Below are 16,469 nucleotides of genomic sequence, written 5' to 3'. Positions count from 1 at the left end.
GTACTGCATCCGTCGTCGTCATCGCCTGATCAGGGTATCAAAGCCGCCTGCGGTGCCGGGATGAGTCCGGGCAGCAGCGGGAGGGTGAAGATCGCGGCGGATGCTGCGAGCACGAGCACGATGAAGACGATGTCGCGCGCCCGGAAGGGCACGAGGTAGCGCTCTGTGCGGGAGGGGTGCGCGCCGAAGGCGCGGGCGTCCATCGCGAGGGCGACGCGTTCGGCATGGCGGATGGCACCGGCCAGCAGCGGCACGATGTACCCCCAGCCGCGGGCGATGCGCGCGAGGGGGCCGCGTCCGCCGTGGGTTCCGCGCACGCGGTGGGCGGCGCGGATGACGCTGAGCTCGTAGCCGAAGCGCGGGACGAACCGGTAGGCGGCGAGCGCCGTGTATCCGATCCGGTAGGGCACTCGCAGCTGCTGGATGCTGGAGCGCACCAGGTCGGGGCCGGTCGTGGTGAGCCCGCCGATGAGTGCGAGGGAGAGGATCGCGGCGAGGCGCAGCGCGGTCGCGAGGCCGATCCGCAGGGCGCCGGTGTGCAGCGTCCATCCGCCGATCCGCAGCAGCGGTGCGGTTTCGGCGACGCCGGAGGCATCGACCCAGATCGAGAATCCGAGGGCGAGCACGGCGATGCCGGCGGGGACGGCGATCAGGAGGAGGGCGAGCGAGCGGGCTGTGAGTCGCGCGCCGGTCAGCAGGAGGGCGTACGACAGGGCGATGAAGCACAGCGGCGTCGTGATGTCGCGCACGAAGATCAGCAGGATCATCGCCGGCAGCACCGAGGCGACTTTCGACAGCGGGTTGAGGTGGTGCAGGTAGTGCCGGGCGGATGCTGCGGCACCGGGCGAGTACGGATCGATGGTGTTCGTCGGGGACGTGATCGTGGTCATCGGGCGGCCTCCGCGAGGACGCGGCGCAGGTCGGGGCTCAACGCCCGGTGCAGGGCCGGCAGCCGCAGGCCCGCGGATTCGAACAGGCCCGGTGTCGCGAACAGCTCGGGGGTGGGGCCTGCGGCGTGCACGCGGCCGTCGGCGAGGACCACGGTGTGGGTCGTGCGGTCGGCGACGAGCTGGAGGTCGTGGGTGACGATGAGGATCGTCGTGCCCTCATCGCGAAGGCCGGCGAGCAGGCGCAGCAGCGCGTCGGCGCGGGCGCGATCCTGCCCGAAGGTCGGCTCGTCCAGAGCGAGGACCCGGGGGCGGGTGATGAGGGCCGTGCCGACCGAGAGGCGCCGCTTCTCTCCGCCGGAGAGGAGGAAGGGGTGCACGTCGGCCTTGTGCTCGAGGCCGAAGCGGTGGAGCATCGCGCCGACGCGTTCGGTGGTCTCGGCATCGGAGGTTCCGCGCAGTCGCAGGCCGTGCGCGAGCTCGTCGAAGACGGTGTGCGCGATGAACTGGTGCTCGGGGTTCTGGAACACGAAGCCGATGCGGTCGGCGAGATCGCGCGGAGAGGCCCGGCCCGGGTCGAGGCCGTCGACCGTCGTCTGGCCGCGCGGGGGCGGCACCACTCCTGCCAGTGACTGGATGAGCGTGGTCTTGCCGGCGCCGTTCGCGCCGACGATGGCCGTGAGAGAGCCCGCATCGACGTCCAGGTCGACTCCGTGCAGGATCTCGGCCCGGCCGCGACGGACCGTGAGGTTCCGGGTGCGGATGAGCGGGGCGCTCTCGAGCATCCGTGTCCGCTCGGGCTGCGGCGTCCCATCGCGCTCGCTCGACGAGGGGGCGTGCGCGACGGCATCCGCGAGCTCCTCCGGGGTCAGCGGCAGCGGTGAATCTGCGGGGAGCAGCCCCTTCTCGCGCAGCGTCCGCCCGGCGAGCGTCGCCGCCGGAAGCCACACGCCCATATCGATCAGCGCATCGGTATTGCTGCGCAGCACGTCGGCGACCGGTCCGTCGAAGGCGAGGCGTCCCTGCTGGTCGAGCACGATCGCGCGGGTCGCGAAGCGCATGGCGGCGTCGAGGTTGTGCTCGACGAGGATGATGGCGCGCTCGCCGCCGGAGACGAGGTCCTCGAGTGCGTCGTAGACGTCGTCGATGCCCTGCGGGTCGAGGTTCGCGGTCGGTTCGTCGAGCACGATGAGGGGCGAGCCCATGGCGATCGCGCAGGCGATCGCCAGGCGCTGGCGGCCGCCACCGGAGAGCCGGTCGGGGTTCCAGGAGCGGCGCTCCCACAGGCCGACCCGGCTCAGCGCCTCTTCGGTGCGCCGGAGCACCTCCTCGACCGGGAGCAGCATGTTCTCGAGGGCGAAAGCGACCTCATCGAGCAGGGTTCCGGTGACGAGCTGCGCGTCCGGGTCCTGGAAGACCATGGCGACATCGGCGCTGAGCTCGGCGACGGGTGCGTCGGCGGTGCTGCGCCCGCCGACGATGACGGTGCCGGCGATATCGGCCGGAACGGCCTGGGGGATGAGCCCGTTCAGCGCGAGCGTCAGGGTCGACTTGCCGGAGCCGCTGGGGCCGAGCAGGAGCACGACCTCGCCGCGGCGCACCTCGAGACTCACGCCCTCGGGCGAGGGGCGGTGCGCTCCGGCATGCGTGAGCGAGAGATCGCGGACGCGCAGCAGGGACTCGGACTCGGGCACGTCTACAGGTTAGCCGAGCCTTACCTGGTGACGACTCCTGCGCGTCGCAATGCGTTGCCGATGCGCACACCGACGAAGGTCCACACGACCGGGCCGATCACGAACATGGCCAGGTAGACGACGCGCGCCCAGGGGGCGAACTGGCCGAGGTCGACGGCGAAGCCGATCGGCACGGCGAGGATCACGCCGATGATGACGGCCGAGGTCAGGAAGCGCCCCATGCCCCAGTGCTTGTAGCGGCCGAGGGCGGTGATGCCCTCCTGGATGGCGCCGATGAGCAGGGCCGTGCCGATGTAGCGCATGACCCAGGCCGGGGCGAAGGCGCTGGAGACGAGGGCGGCGAGCACGTGCGAGATGATCGCGACGCCGGGCACGCGCAACAGCGACTGGGCGATGATGCCGGGCAGCACGTGGGATCCGAGGACCAGGCCGTAGAGCACCGGAACACCGGCGGAGACCGGGATGCTGAGATAACCGGCGGCGGCGAGGACGAGGCCGGTCGCGACGCCGACGGCGGCGCAGATCAACAGCACGCGGGTCGACAGCACACGGTTCTTCGGCACCTCTTCAGCCTAGTGTCGCCGGATGCCGTGATGCCGATGCCCGACCGGAGAAAACCGCCGTTCGTCGCCCGGGGCATGCCGCTCGTCGCATCCGGCATCCGTTCGTCTCCTCCCGGAGACCGCCCCCTCCTAACGTAAGTCAACGCAATGACGCGCACACAAGGAGCCCCCATGTCATCCACGGACGACCCCGAGGTCATCACCGATCCGAAACTTCCCCCGGTCGCGCTCACCGACGAGCAGCTGGCCAAGAGCAGCCGTTGGACGCTGCCGAAGATCCTCATCTGGGCCGCGATCGCCGTCCTCGGCGGCATCGCCTGGGTCATGCTCGCGATCGTGCGCGGTGAGACCGTCAACGCGATCTGGTTCGTGTTCGCCGCGGTGTGCACCTACCTCATCGGCTACCGCTTCTACTCGAAGGTGATCGAGCGCTACATCACCCGACCCGATGACCGGCGCGCGACGCCGGCCGAGGTCAAGCAGGACGGCAAGGACTACGTCCCCACCGATCGACGCGTTCTCTACGGCCACCACTTCGCCGCGATCGCCGGTGCCGGCCCGCTCGTCGGTCCCGTGCTCGCCGCGCAGATGGGTTATCTGCCGGGCACCATCTGGATCATCGTCGGCGTCGTGCTCGCCGGGGCCGTGCAGGACTACACGGTGCTGTTCTTCTCGATGCGCCGCGGCGGCCGCACGATCGGGCAGATGGCCCGCCAGGAGCTCGGCAAGATCGGCGGGGCGGCGGCGATGCTCGCGGCGCTGCTCATCATGATCATCATCGTCGCGATCCTCGCGCTCGTCGTCGTCAATGCGCTCGGCGAGAGCCCGTGGGGCGTCTTCTCGGTCTCGATGACGATCCCGATCGCCCTGTTCATGGGCGTCTACCTGCGCTACCTGCGCCCCGGCAAGGTCACCGAGATCTCGATCATCGGATTCGTGCTGCTGCTGGCGGCGATCATCGGCGGCGGCTGGGTCGCCGGCACCGAGTGGGGTGCGACGTTCTTCCACCTCGATCGCGAGGTCATCGCGTGGGGCATCATCATCTACGGCTTCATCGCCGCGATCCTTCCCGTGTGGCTGCTGCTCGCGCCGCGCGACTACCTGTCGACGTTCATGAAGATCGGCGTCATCGTGATGCTCGCCGGTGCGATCGTGATCGTGCGTCCGGAGATCTCGGTTCCCGCGATCACGGTGTTCGGTGAGAACGGCAACGGCCCGGTGTTCTCGGGGGCGCTGTTCCCCTTCCTGTTCGTCACGATCGCCTGTGGTGCGCTATCGGGCTTCCATGCCCTGATCTCGTCGGGCACGACGCCGAAGCTCATCGAGAAGGAGCGTCAGACGCGCTTCATCGGTTACGGCGGAATGCTCATGGAGTCGTTCGTCGCGATTATGGCGCTCGTCGCCGCGATCTCGATCGACCAGGGCATCTACTTCGCGATGAACTCGCCGGCGGCGCTCACGGGCGGCACGGTGGAGGGGGCGGTCGCCTTCGTGAACTCGCTGGGCCTGACGGGTGTGCAGATCACTCCGGAGATGCTCACGGGCACCGCGGCCGATGTCGGTGAACCCTCGATCGTCTCGCGCACCGGTGGCGCGCCGACGCTCGCGCTGGGCCTCGCGCACATCATGCAGCAGGCCCTCGGCGGCCAGGCTCTGATGGCGTTCTGGTACCACTTCGCGATCATGTTCGAGGCGCTCTTCATCCTCACCGCGGTGGATGCCGGCACGCGTGTCGCCCGCTTCATGCTGCAGGACACGATCGGCGCCTGGGTGCCGAAGTTCCGCGACGTCTCCTGGCGTCCGGGCGTGTGGATCACGACGGCGATCATGGTCGCGGGCTGGGGATACATCCTGATCCTCGGCGTGACGGATCCGCTCGGCGGCATCAACACGTTCTTCCCGCTGTTCGGCATCGCGAACCAGCTGCTGGCGGCCATCGCGCTCGCCGTGGTCATGGCGATCGTCGCGAAGCGCGGCAAGAACTACCTGCGCTGGCTGTGGATCGTCGCCCTGCCGCTCGCGTTCACGGCGGTCATCACGATCACCGCGTCCATGTACAAGATCTTCTCGCCCGACCCTTCGGTCGGCTACTGGGCGAACAATTTCAAGTACCGGGCGGCGCTCGAAGCGGGCGATGGCAGCCTGGGCGAGACGATCACGGTCGAGGCGGTCATCCGCAACACGGCCGTGCAGGGAACGCTGTCGATCATCTTCGTCGTGCTGGCGATCATCGTCATGATCGTGGCGGTCATCGTCACGATCCAGGCGGTCATCCGCGGCGGCGGGGAGAACACCGAGGACGAGCCGGTCGCTTCGCGCCGCTACGCTCCTGCGGGTTTCCTGGCCACTCCTGCCGAGCGCGAGCTCGAGAAGCAGTGGGAGCCGATCCTCGAGGAAGAGCGCCGTTCTCCGGCGCAGCACTGAGAGGATCATCGTGACGAACCAGTCGGATGCCGCATCCACGCCCCTGCGTGCGATCGGGGGGTTGCTCGCCCGGGTCGGGCGCGGCATCCGCTGGTACGTCCACAACCTGATGGGCGACAGCGCCTATGAGACGTATGTCGCCCATCAGCGTCGTCAGCATCCGGATCAGGCGCCGATGACGGAGCGCGAGTTCTGGCGCGATCGGATGGATGAGCAGGACCGCAACCCCGGTGCTCGTTGCTGCTGAGCTCTAGGCTGACGCCATGAACGATGTCGTCGTCGCTGCCGTGCTCGGGGTGCTCGGCGGGATCGTGCTGGTCGTCCTGCTGATCCTGGCGCGTCGCCTGGCACGGGGAAGCACCCATTTGGGCGACGCGGCGGATCTCGCGGCCCATCGGGCGCTGCATCAGGCGAGTCTCGCCGCCCGGCATCTGCGGGGCGGGTTGAGCGGGCCGGATGTGGCGCGGGCGGCCCGGCATCTGCGTGTGCTGCTGGGCAGCACGGCGGTGGCGATCGTCGGTGCGGATGATGCGGTCGCGGTCGACGGCACGGTCGATGGGCTCGAGTCGGCGGCGGTGCGCATCGCCGAGCGGGTGCGCGGCTCGCGAAAGCCCCAGGTCTTCCCGCATCCGGAGGGCGAGGAGCTCGAGGCGGTCGGGGCGCCGATCCTCGTCGATGGTCAGGTCGTCGGCGTGGTCGTGGCGTTCGCGACGCCGGTGCGTGCGGCGCTCGTGCGTGCGACGGGGGAGGTGGCGGAGTGGTGCGCGGCGCAGGTGGAGCTGAGCGGTCTGGATGCTTCGCGCACGGCGCTCGCCGAGGCCGAGTTGCGGTCGCTGCGCGCGCAGATCTCGCCGCATTTCATCTACAACGCGCTGACGGCGATCGCTTCGTTCATCCATGCCGACCCGGAACGGGCGCGTGATCTGGTGCTGGATTTCGCGGACTTCACGCGGTATTCGTTCCGGCGGCAGGGGGAGTTCACGACGCTCGCGGAGGAGCTGCAGAGCATCCACTCCTACCTCACGCTCGAGCGGGCCCGCTTCGGCGACCGGCTCGAGGTGACGCTGCAGATCGCGCCGGAGACCCTGTCGACGGTGATCCCGTTCCTGTCGGTGCAGCCGTTGGTCGAGAATGCGGTGCGGCACGGGCTGGAACCGGGGGAGGGCGGCGGCAGCATCCGCATCATCGCGAATGATGATGCGACGCACACCGAGATCACGGTCGAGGACGATGGTGTGGGGATGGACCCGGAGTCGTTGCGCGCCCTGTTGACGGTGGGTGACGACGGCGCGCACGTGGGGCTGCGCAACGTGGATACGCGGTTGCGGCAGATGTACGGGGCGGAGGGCGGTCTGGTCGTCGAGACGAACACGGGCGCGGGTACCCTGGTGCGCATGCGGGTGCCGAAGTCGCAGCCGCAGCACGATCTCGGGCATGAGTGAGCGGAGGGTTTCGTGATCGATGTGCTCGTCGCGGATGATGAGCGTCCGGCGCTGGATGAGCTCGTGCATCTGCTGCGCCGCGATGAGCGGATCGCCGAGATCCTGACGGCGGGTTCGGGGGCGGAGGCGCTGCGGGTGCTGTCGGAGCGGGCTGTGGCGATCGCGTTCCTCGACATCCACATGCCGGGTTTGTCGGGCATGGATCTCGCCCGTTCGATGACCTCACTGGCCGAGCCCCCGGCGGTCGTCTTCGTGACGGCGGATGATGCGCGGGCGGTGGATGCTTTCGATCTGCGAGCGGCGGACTATCTGCTCAAGCCGGTGCGCACCGATCGCCTGCGGCGTGCGGTCGATCGGGTGCTCGAGCTGGGCGGCACGGCCGCGCCGACGGAGGACGAGGTGCTGACGGTCACGGTCGGGTCGAGCGTGCGTTTCGTGAATCGCAGCGAGGTGCGCTGGGTGCAGGCGCAGGGCGATTATTCGCGGTTGCATGCGGCTGATGGGGTGGGTCATCTGGTTCGTATTCCGATCTCGGAATTGGAGCAGCGCTGGGCGGATGCGGGTTTCGTGCGGGTGCATCGTTCATACCTGGTGGCGGTGGCTGCGGTCGATGAGGCGCGGCTGTCGGGTACGGAGCCGGTGGTGTCGGTCGGAGCCGTGGCGTTGCCGGTGAGTCGGCGCCTGCTGCCGGGCGTGCGCGAGGCGCTGGTGCGCGTCGAGTCGCGGGCCGGGGGCAGGGCGGAGCGATGAGCGATGGTGCGGTGTCCGGGGCGGCGCAGCGTCCGCCGCGGCGGGTGCGGGTGACGTCGGATGCCGCGACGAGTGTTGCGGGAACGCGGGGGATCGCGCTGCCGGGGTCGCCGGCGGACGACGCGGATGCCGTGTTCGCGCGCGCTCTGCGCCGGAGCCAGTTGCGGTTGGCGCTCGGCACGGTGGCGGGGTTCGTGGTCGTCACGGCGACGCTGACGCTCGTGATCGCGCTCATTCCGCAGATCGATCGGGTGGTGATCGTGGGGCTGCCGCTGTCGTGGGTCCTGCATGCGTTCGCGTTCTATCCGGTGATCATCGTTTTCGCGCTGCTGTACGCGCGGGGAGCGGCTCGGAACGAGCGCGCCTATCGGGATCTGCGGGAGCTCGGATGAACGTCGTCCTCGACATCATCGGCATCGCGCTGGTGATCGTGGCGACGCTGCTGATCGGCGTCTACGGTCTGCGCATCTCGCGCACGACGGGCGACTTCTTCGTCGCGTCGCGCACGGTGCGCCCGGTGTGGAACGCTTCGGCGATCAGTGGCGAGTACCTGTCGGCGGGGACGTTCCTCGGACTCTCGGGGCTCGTGCTGCTGGAGGGGGCGCGCGGTTTCTGGTTTCCGATCGGTTATGCGGCCGGATATCTGTTGGTGCTGGTCTTCGTCGCCGCACCTCTGCGGCGCAGCGGCGTCTATACGATCCCGGATTTCATCGAGGCGCGGTTGGAGTCGTTGCGAGCACGGCGGGTGACGAGTCTGGCGGTGCTCATCATCGGCTGGTTGTACATCGTGCCGCAGCTGCACGGGGCGGGCATCACCCTGATGGTGGTGGCGGGGCTTCCGCAGTGGGTCGGCGAGGTGGCGATCGCGGTGCTGGTCGCGGCATCCGTCGCCGCCGGAGGCATGCGGGCGATCACGTACGTGCAGGCGTTCCAGTACTGGTTGAAACTGTTCGCCCTGCTCGTGCCGTTGTTCTGCATCGTGTTCGCCCTGTCCGGTGGATCGCATGACGTCGATGCCGCCGTGATCTTCCCGGCCGAGGCGGGGCCTGCGGGGCTCGACCTCTATCAGACGGCGTCGCTCATGCTGGCCCTGGTGCTCGGCACGATGGGTCTGCCGCATGTTCTCGTGCGCTTCTACACGAGTCCGACGGGGGTGTCCGCACGTCAGACGACGGTGCTCGTCATCGTGATGGTGAGCGCGTTCTATGCGGTCTCGAGCGGGATGGGGTTGGTGTCGCGGAGCGTCGCGCCGGATCTGGCGAATCCGGATGCTGCGGACACGGTCGCCCTGGTGCTGCCCTCGCGGGTGTTCCCCGGGTTGTTCGGCGAGCTGTTGACGGCGCTGATCGCAGCGGGTGCGTTCGCGGCGTTCCTGGCGACCTCGGCGGGGTTGATCGTGTCGTTGGCGGGTGTGGTCAGCCAGGATGTCTTCTCGGGGTCGGTGCGTTCGTTCCGCCTGTCGGCGGTGCTGTGCACGCTGGTGCCGTTGGTGATCGCGGTGATCACGGCTCCTGCGGGGCTGGGGTCGAGCGTCGGGATGGTGTTCGTGTTCGCCGCGTCGATGCTCTCGCCCGTGGTGCTGCTGGGGGTGTGGTGGCGGGGTTTGACGGCGCGGGGAGCCGTGGCCGGGATGATCACGGGCGGCGCAGCCACCGCGCTTGCGCTGCTCGTCTATACGGCGGTGGGCGGTGTGGGGTTGGCGGCACCGTTCCTCGCCCAGCCCGCGGCGTGGACCATTCCGCTCGCGACCGCGATCACCGTCGCGGTCTCGAAGCTCGATGCCCATGGAGCGCCGCTGCGCGCGGAGCGCTACCTGGGTCGCTTGCACACGCCGGAGCGCTGAGAACACAGCGCTGAGAACGCCGCCCTGAGAACACCGCGCTGACAACGCGGCGCTGCGCGAGCCCGCGCTGCACGGGAGGGGTTCTCAGACGAACATCACGCGCAGTGGTGGTTCGTCGGTGTAGGTTCGCCCGAGCGGACTCGTCCAGAGGATGACGCCGTCGTCGAGCTGTTTCGCCGTCCACCTGTCTCGGTCGTCGACGTCGGGATGTTTGAGCGGATGGTGGCTCGTGCAGAAGTGCGCGAGGTTGTCGATCGCCGTTCTTCCGCCCTGGGCATGATCGTGGTTGTGGTCGATCTGGCAGCGGCTCACGGCCGTGCGGCATCCGGGGAAGCGGCAGTGCTGGTCGCGCGCCCGAAGGAACTTCTTCATCGATGCGATCGGTACATAGTTGTCGGTTTCGACGACCATTCCGCGCGGGTCGAGGAAGATTCGTTCCCAGCTGCTGGTCGTGCCGGCGAGGATGCGGGCCATGTCGGCGGCCATCGGCCCCTGCCCGTCGAGTTCGGCGAGGTCGTCGTCGCCACCGCGCAGCGCGGAGGCGGGGATCGTGACCTGAACCCGCGCCTGCACCGATTCGAGGGAGGTCTGCGTGATGCTCGTGGGCGTCGCGGCCAGCAGCATGTCGGCGAGGATGTCGGCGCGAAGCTGGGCGACCGTGCGGGTGTCGTGCATCTGCACGCCGTAGCCGTCGTGCATCGGCGTCGAGTCGTGGAACGTCGCCTCGGTGGGGAGTTCGGGGTCGAGGAGGTCGAACTCGGAGATCTCCTGTTCGGTGTCGGCCTCGGTGAAGACGCGGGCGGCCTGCGCCGCGGCCGCATCGGCGGCCCGGGCATCGGGTTCTGGGGCGAGCACCGGCGAATCCCACGGAGCGGGCTCGTCGAACTGCCGGGCGAAGCGCTCTTCGAGGTCGACGGGTTCTTCGGGCGTGCTCGGTGACTGCTCGGCGAGTGCCGCATCGCGTTCGGCGCGGATCTTCTCGAGCGTGGAACGCCGGGGACGCCGCTGACCCTTCGGCCGTGCGGTGATGACCGCCTCGCTCATCGACGTCAGACGGTCGTGGATCGCGTAGGCGAGCACTTCGGGAAGGATCGCGGTGAGCACCGCCATGCCGTCGCCGTCGGCGCGCACCGTCACCGCACGATCGCCCCGGGCTCGCCGATGGGCTGCGGCCGTGCCCTCGGGGAACACCGCCGCCGCGACGGCTCGGGCATGCGCCCTCGTTCGCGCCACGGTCGAGGACTCCGCGAAGGGAAGAACCTTGTTCTCGTACTCGTTGCGCAGAGCGACGGCATCGGGGTGGGAGGAAGCCTGCGGGGCTTCGGCGACGATGGCATCGGCGTGACGGCGACTGATGGCCCCGGACGACAGGGCGGCCAACGATGCCGGGAACATGCGCACCAGCATCCATGCCGAGGAAATGTGTTCGGCGAACGTCGAAGGAGAAACGTGCCCGGCCGCCGCGTACTCGGCGCACATCGACCGGAACGCCATCTCATCGGAGGCGAGACGGCTCTGCGCGAGCAGGTCGAGGCGCTCGGCCAGCAGCTCGGCGCGGCGTGCTTCGAGGGCGCCGATCTCAGCGCCCAGGGCGACCCACTCGTCGAGCAGCTCGCCCTGGCGAGTGAGGGAATCCTCTATCGCCGGGAGTTCAGGAAGCTGCGTCGCCATGCCTCCAGATTAGAACAAATCTTCGAAACAAGCAATGCTTTTCCGAAACTCTCCCAAGCGGCTGATCAGACCTCGGTCGGGTCCTTGGGCAGCTCCGGCCACCGGATGTTCGCACCGGCGACGTCATGCTTCTTCAGGTATCCGGCGATGTAGGGGCAGTAGGGAACGATCGTGGAGCCGGCTGTCACAGCATCCGTCAGCGCCTGCGCCGCGAGCACGCTCGCCAGCCCCTTGCCCTGGAAAGCAGGATCGATCTCCGTGTGGATGAACTGGATCTCATCGCCGCGCATCCGGAACTGCGCGAACCCGGCGAGCGTCTCGCCCAGGTGGATCTCGAAGCGGGATTCTTCGTCGTTTCGGGTGACAGTGGTTTCGTCGGTCATGATGCTCCTTCGCGTCTCCTCCACCCTAGGTCGACGCGGGCGTCGTCGGCGCTGGCTACGCTGGAGGGATGCAGCAGATTCCTGGTGACCCGTATGCGGATCTGCCCTGGGACGACGTTCCTCCGCCCGAGGACTGGGAGTACGCCCCGCCGCCTGAGCCGATGGATTGGGAACCGCAGGGGTCGGGCTTCGAGCCGCCGCTCGATTGGGGTCCGGGGCCGGTGACACCCGTGGCATCCGCTGTGCGCGCGGCGACGCCGTCGCGCTTCGCGAGCGCACAGGAGGCGCTGCACACGGTCTTCGGCTATGACGCGTTCCGCGGTGATCAGCAGGCGATCGTCGATCAGGTGATCGGCGGCGGGGATGCTGTCGTGCTCATGCCGACCGGTGGGGGAAAGAGCATCACCTACCAGGTGCCCGCGCTCGTGCGCGAGGGTACGGGGCTCGTGATCAGCCCACTCATCGCGCTCATGCACGACCAGGTCGATGCGCTGCGCGCCAATGGCGTCAATGCGGCCTATCTGAACTCGACGCAGGCGCCCGCCGAGCGCGCGGAGGTCGAGAGGGCCTACGTCGCCGGCGAGCTCGATCTCATCTATGTGGCTCCCGAGCGGCTGTCGTCGCCGGCGACGACGCGGCTGCTGCAGCGCGGTACCCTCAGCGTCATCGCGATCGATGAAGCGCACTGCGTGTCGCAGTGGGGTCACGACTTCCGGCCCGATTACCTCGCGCTCGGAGATCTCGCCGAGCGGTTCCCGGGCGTTCCGCGCATGGCGCTCACAGCGACCGCGACGCGCGCCACGCACAAGGAGCTCACCGAGCGCCTGCACCTCGACGTCGCCAAGCACTTCGTGGCGAGCTTCGATCGCCCCAACATCCAGTACCGGATCGTGCCGAAGGTCGATCCGCGCAAGCAGCTGGTGCAGTTCCTGCGCTCGCAGCCCGAGGGGGCTGCCGGCATCGTCTACGCGCTCAGCCGCAAGTCGGTCGAGCAGACGGCCACCTATCTCGCGGCGCAGGGCTTCGATGCTCTGCCGTACCACGCGGGTCTTCCTGCCGAGGTGCGGGCGGCGAACCAGTCGCGGTTCCTGCGCGAGGACGGCGTTGTCATGGTCGCGACGATCGCTTTTGGCATGGGCATCGATAAGCCGGATGTGCGGTTCGTGGCGCACATCGATCTGCCGAAGTCCGTCGAGGGGTACTACCAGGAGACGGGGCGTGCGGGGCGTGACGGCGAAGCATCCATCGCCTGGATGGCATATGGCCTCGGTGACGTCGTGCAGCAGCGTCGACTCATCGACCGCAGCCCCGGCGATCGCACGTTCAAGATGCGCATGGGGCAGCACCTCGATGCGATGCTCGCGCTGTGCGAGACCGTTGAATGCCGCAGGCAGAATCTGCTCAACTACTTCGGGCAGTCATCGCAGCCGTGCGGCAACTGCGACACGTGTCTCGAGAAGCCGGAGACCTTCGACGGGTTGATTCCGGCGCAGAAGCTCTTGTCGACCATCGTCAGGCTCAAGCGCGAGCGCCGGCAGGAGTTCGGCGCCGGTCACCTCATCGATATTCTGCGCGGGGCGTCGAATGAGCGCATCCGCCAGCAGGGGCATGATGCGCTCGCCACCTACGGCATCGGCGCTGATCTGTCTGACCAGGACTGGCGCAGCGTCGTGCGGCAGCTTCTGGCTCGCGGCATCCTCGTCGCTCAGGGTGATTACGGAACCCTCGCGCCCGGCGACGCGGCCGCCGGAGTGCTGGCGGGAACATCGCCGGTCCCTCTGCGCAAAGACACCATGGGGCGCGTCGGTTCTGGTGGGGGCAGTCGGGCGCGCAAGGCGTCGGCTGCATCGGATGCTGTCGCCGAGGGTGATCGTGCACTGTTCGAGGCCCTGCGTGTCTGGCGTGCCGAGACGGCGCGGGAGATCGGCAAGCCGGCGTACATCGTCTTCGGCGATGCGACGCTGCGTGCTCTCGCCGAGCTGCGGCCGGCGTCGCTGGCGCAGCTCGACGGCATCACCGGCATCGGCGAGAAGAAGCGCGAGGCCTACGGCGAGGCCGTCATCTCTGTCATCAACGGCAACTGACGGTAACTTTTCGGTCACGACCGGGAGCTTCGTCCTGGGTGACATCCGCGAAAACACGCGGTGAACAGCATGCAAACGCATGCGTCGTTCCTGAGATTTTGCTGGACACGCCGGAAGAAACTGGCAATACTGTCTGCGACACGAGCTCTGTCGGTCGTGTGCCGACGCCTGGGGAGGGTCTTGTGACGCGAACGTAGTCCGCATCACGGGAGGGGCAGTAAGTGGTTAGAAAGAGAAAGACTCTGCGAACAAGCAGAGCGCTGACGGTGGGTGCCGTAGGTGCACTCGTCGTCGGTCAAGCCCTGGTAGCGAACGCTGCGTTCGCTTTGCCAGATGCCAGCCAGGACGATCCGTCCGCGGCCAGCGGGCAGATCCTTGGCCTCGACACCGCCCTTCTCGGCGGTCTCGAGGTAGCCGCTCTGGGGAACACGTTCACCAGCAACCCGGGTGCGCCCGGCGCGGAGACCGGTGGTCTCAACATCTCGGCGATCAACGAGAACGTTTTTCTCGGTCTCGGCGATCTGAACCTTCCGTTGCTGAGCAATGGGACGAATGATGGCCTGCTCGACCTGGGCGACCTCGGTGCGGCAGCGAGCTACAGCTCGTCGCCGTCGGTCACTGATTCAGTAGCCGCGTCCGGCCTGATCACGGAAGACGGCGCCATTGACACCGGAGCCATCGGCTCCAGCACTGACCCTGCATACCTCGATCTGACGGATCTGCTCGATCAGCTCGGCGTCGCTGGGCTTACCGACCAGATCATCGACCAGGCGAGCATCGAGCTCGGAGCTCTCGCCGCCCGAGCATCGGGCGAATCTGGCGTCATCGATGACTCGTATGCGATCGCCGATCTCAACGTCGCGCTTCACAGCGAGCTCGTGAGCACCCTGTCGACCACGCTCGCCGGCACGGTTCAGGGCGTACTCGGCCCGGTGAGCGACTTGGTTGGCCCGACGGGGCCACTGTCAGCACTGGTGACGACAGTAGTCGACGTTGTGAACGCTCTTCCCGCTGTGCCGCTGGTTGCTGGTTTTGAGGCAACTGGTGGAACAGCAGCGATCACGGGTCTCGACGATGTTGGAGAGACCGTTGTCGACGAACTTCTGCTGACGCCGGTTGAGAACCAGACGGGATCTGTCCTCGTCGATCTCTCGACGGGAACCATTTCGGTCGATCTGGCAAAGGTGCTGGTGGAGAACGGTGTCGGCGCCGATCTCAACTCTTTGGACCCCAACACCTCAGTGCTGACGGATCCGGTGATCCAGTCGATCGTGCAGGGCCTCACGTCTGCGCTGACGGGCACGCATGAGAACAGCTTGAACGGGAAGCTCTCGACGATCCTGTCGTCAACGCTCGATAACCTCGGCGTCACGATCGAGGTCGGGGTCAACCTCGTGACCCCGCTGACGGGGAGTGTCATTCTGGGTGGCGGTGTCGAGATCGATGGAACCCTCGCTCAGTTCGCTGGCACAGACACGACGTCCCCGACGGTGACGACCGACCTGGAGCTGATCGGCCTGAATATCGGGCTCCTGCTGAACCCGGTTACTGAAGCTGTCGTGGATGGCATCACTGACACGACGGGACCGCTCGTCAAGGCAGTTCTCGAAGATGTTCTGCCTGGGCTGCAGACCGGCGTGACCGGCCTGACCGGCCCGCTGCTGACCACGCTGACTCCTGTGCTTGAAGGCGTGCTCGATGAGATCGTCGATATTACGATCAATGAGCAGCCGACCGAAGCCGGCGAATCGGGCGACCTCGGTGCGGGGAGCTTCACGGTTCGCGCACTTAGCCTGAGCCTGTTGCCATCTATCGATGCAGTGAAGGTTGATCTCGCGTCGGCAACGGTGAAGTCTTCGGAGCTTGTTGCGGCGGACATCGAAATTACTTCGCCGAACGTTGACCAGGACTTCCCGGTCGAAACCGAAGATGGCACCGAGAGCATCACCGTCACCGGAACCGGCGAGCCGGGTGCGACCGTTGAGGTCACGATCCCGGGCGTCGACGGTGCGCAGACCGCCACGGTCGATGAGGACGGCAACTGGACGGTCACGTTCCCGGCTGTTCCTGTCGGCGACCACACTATCACCGCGACCCAGACCGTTGAGGGCGAAGATCCGACGACGGCCACGGTCAACGTGAGCGTCATCGTCGAGCCTGTGACCGATCCGGACGCGGACGCGGACGCAGATGTGGACGCAGATGTGGACGCAGATGTGGACGCTGACGTCGATGCAGATGTGGACGCTGACGTGGACGCTGACGTGGACGCTGATGTGGACGCTGATGTGGACGCTGATGTGGACGCTGATGTGGACGCTGATGTGGACGCTGACGTGGACGCTGACGTGGACGCAGATGTGGACGCTGATGTGGACGCTGACGTGGACGCTGACGTCGATGCAGATGTAGACGCTGACGTGGACGCAGATGTGGACGCTGATGTGGACGCTGACGTGGATGCAGATGTGGACGCTGATGTGGATGCAGATGTGGACGCTGATGTGGACGCAGATGTGGACGCTGACGTGGACGCTGACGTCGATGCAGATGTAGACGCTGACGTCGATGCAGATGTGGACGCAGACGTGGATGCTGATGTGGACGCTGACGTGGACGCTGATGTGGACGCTGATGTGGATGCTGATGTGGACGCTGACGTGGACGCAGATGTGGACGCTGACGTGGACGCTGACGTCGATGCAGATGTAGACGCTGACGTGGACGC

The 16,469-nt window shown here is 67.5% G+C and carries 13 protein-coding genes; 8 read left to right on the top strand and 5 right to left on the bottom strand.

Translation table 11 applies throughout. The annotated features are described in order from the left end of the window. Nucleotides 1-29 precede the first annotated feature (29 nt). The 3 genes from ACWAUG_RS04535 to ACWAUG_RS04525 are packed head-to-tail and all read right to left on the bottom strand — an operon-like array spanning nt 30 to nt 3,144. Nucleotides 30-890, bottom strand: a complete 861-nt coding sequence (locus tag ACWAUG_RS04535) for an energy-coupling factor transporter transmembrane component T (RefSeq protein ID WP_460801547.1) — start codon at nt 888-890, stop codon at nt 30-32. After that, nucleotides 887-2,581 carry an ABC transporter ATP-binding protein gene (locus ACWAUG_RS04530; RefSeq protein WP_460801545.1) on the bottom strand — a complete coding sequence of 565 codons (1,695 nt, stop codon included), beginning with the start codon at nt 2,579-2,581 and terminating at the stop codon, nt 887-889. The genes ACWAUG_RS04535 and ACWAUG_RS04530 overlap by 4 nt, the downstream gene beginning before the upstream one ends. Before the next feature lie 20 nt (nt 2,582-2,601). After that, on the bottom strand, nt 2,602-3,144 hold the full coding sequence (locus ACWAUG_RS04525; RefSeq protein WP_460801544.1) for an ECF transporter S component: 543 nt from the start codon (nt 3,142-3,144) through the stop codon (nt 2,602-2,604). A 171-nt stretch (nt 3,145-3,315) separates the two neighbouring features. Between ACWAUG_RS04525 and ACWAUG_RS04520 the strand changes: the two genes are divergently transcribed. From ACWAUG_RS04520 to ACWAUG_RS04495, 6 genes are read left to right on the top strand one after another with little or no spacing between them, the layout of a single operon-like run. Next, nucleotides 3,316-5,568: a carbon starvation CstA family protein gene (locus ACWAUG_RS04520; protein ID WP_460801542.1), complete on the top strand. Its 2,253-nt coding sequence runs from the start codon at nt 3,316-3,318 to the stop codon at nt 5,566-5,568. A gap of 10 nt (nt 5,569-5,578) precedes the next feature. Then, a complete protein-coding gene (locus tag ACWAUG_RS04515; protein WP_460801541.1) occupies nt 5,579-5,815 on the top strand; it encodes a YbdD/YjiX family protein in 237 nt (78 codons plus the stop codon). Between the two features lie 16 nt (nt 5,816-5,831). Beyond that, on the top strand, nt 5,832-7,010 hold the full coding sequence (locus tag ACWAUG_RS04510; RefSeq protein ID WP_460801540.1) for a sensor histidine kinase: 1,179 nt from the start codon (nt 5,832-5,834) through the stop codon (nt 7,008-7,010). Nucleotides 7,011-7,022: 12 nt separating this feature from the next. Next, entirely contained in the window at nt 7,023-7,760 is a 738-nt protein-coding gene (locus ACWAUG_RS04505) for a LytR/AlgR family response regulator transcription factor (RefSeq protein WP_460801538.1), read from the top strand. Then, nucleotides 7,757-8,152, top strand: a complete 396-nt coding sequence (locus tag ACWAUG_RS04500; protein WP_460801537.1) for a heavy metal transporter — start codon at nt 7,757-7,759, stop codon at nt 8,150-8,152. Before ACWAUG_RS04505 ends, ACWAUG_RS04500 begins: the two co-directional genes overlap by 4 nt. After that, a complete protein-coding gene (locus ACWAUG_RS04495; protein ID WP_460801535.1) occupies nt 8,149-9,603 on the top strand; it encodes a sodium/solute symporter in 1,455 nt (484 codons plus the stop codon). Before ACWAUG_RS04500 ends, ACWAUG_RS04495 begins: the two co-directional genes overlap by 4 nt. A gap of 84 nt (nt 9,604-9,687) precedes the next feature. Here ACWAUG_RS04495 and ACWAUG_RS04490 read toward each other — a convergent pair whose 3' ends face one another. Continuing rightward, the gene (locus ACWAUG_RS04490) at nt 9,688-11,274 is read right to left on the bottom strand and encodes an HNH endonuclease signature motif containing protein (RefSeq protein ID WP_460801534.1); all 1,587 of its coding nucleotides are present in this window, start codon (nt 11,272-11,274) and stop codon (nt 9,688-9,690) included. Between the two features lie 65 nt (nt 11,275-11,339). Beyond that, nucleotides 11,340-11,657, bottom strand: coding sequence for a GNAT family N-acetyltransferase (locus ACWAUG_RS04485; RefSeq protein WP_460801532.1), 318 nt, complete (start codon nt 11,655-11,657; stop codon nt 11,340-11,342). 68 nt (nt 11,658-11,725) lie between these two features. On the opposite strand from ACWAUG_RS04485, the gene recQ reads away from it, so the two are divergent. Both recQ and ACWAUG_RS04475 read left to right on the top strand, forming a co-directional pair. Further along, complete coding sequence (gene recQ / locus ACWAUG_RS04480) at nt 11,726-13,741, top strand: DNA helicase RecQ (RefSeq protein ID WP_460801530.1); 2,016 nt, start codon at nt 11,726-11,728, stop codon at nt 13,739-13,741. Between the two features lie 326 nt (nt 13,742-14,067). After that, the coding region (locus tag ACWAUG_RS04475; RefSeq protein WP_460801529.1) for a choice-of-anchor G family protein at nt 14,068-16,469 on the top strand (2,402 nt) is incomplete at its 3' end.

The organism is Microbacterium sp. GXF6406 (assembly GCF_054798215.1).
This window is presented reverse-complemented; position numbering and strand designations above follow the sequence as displayed.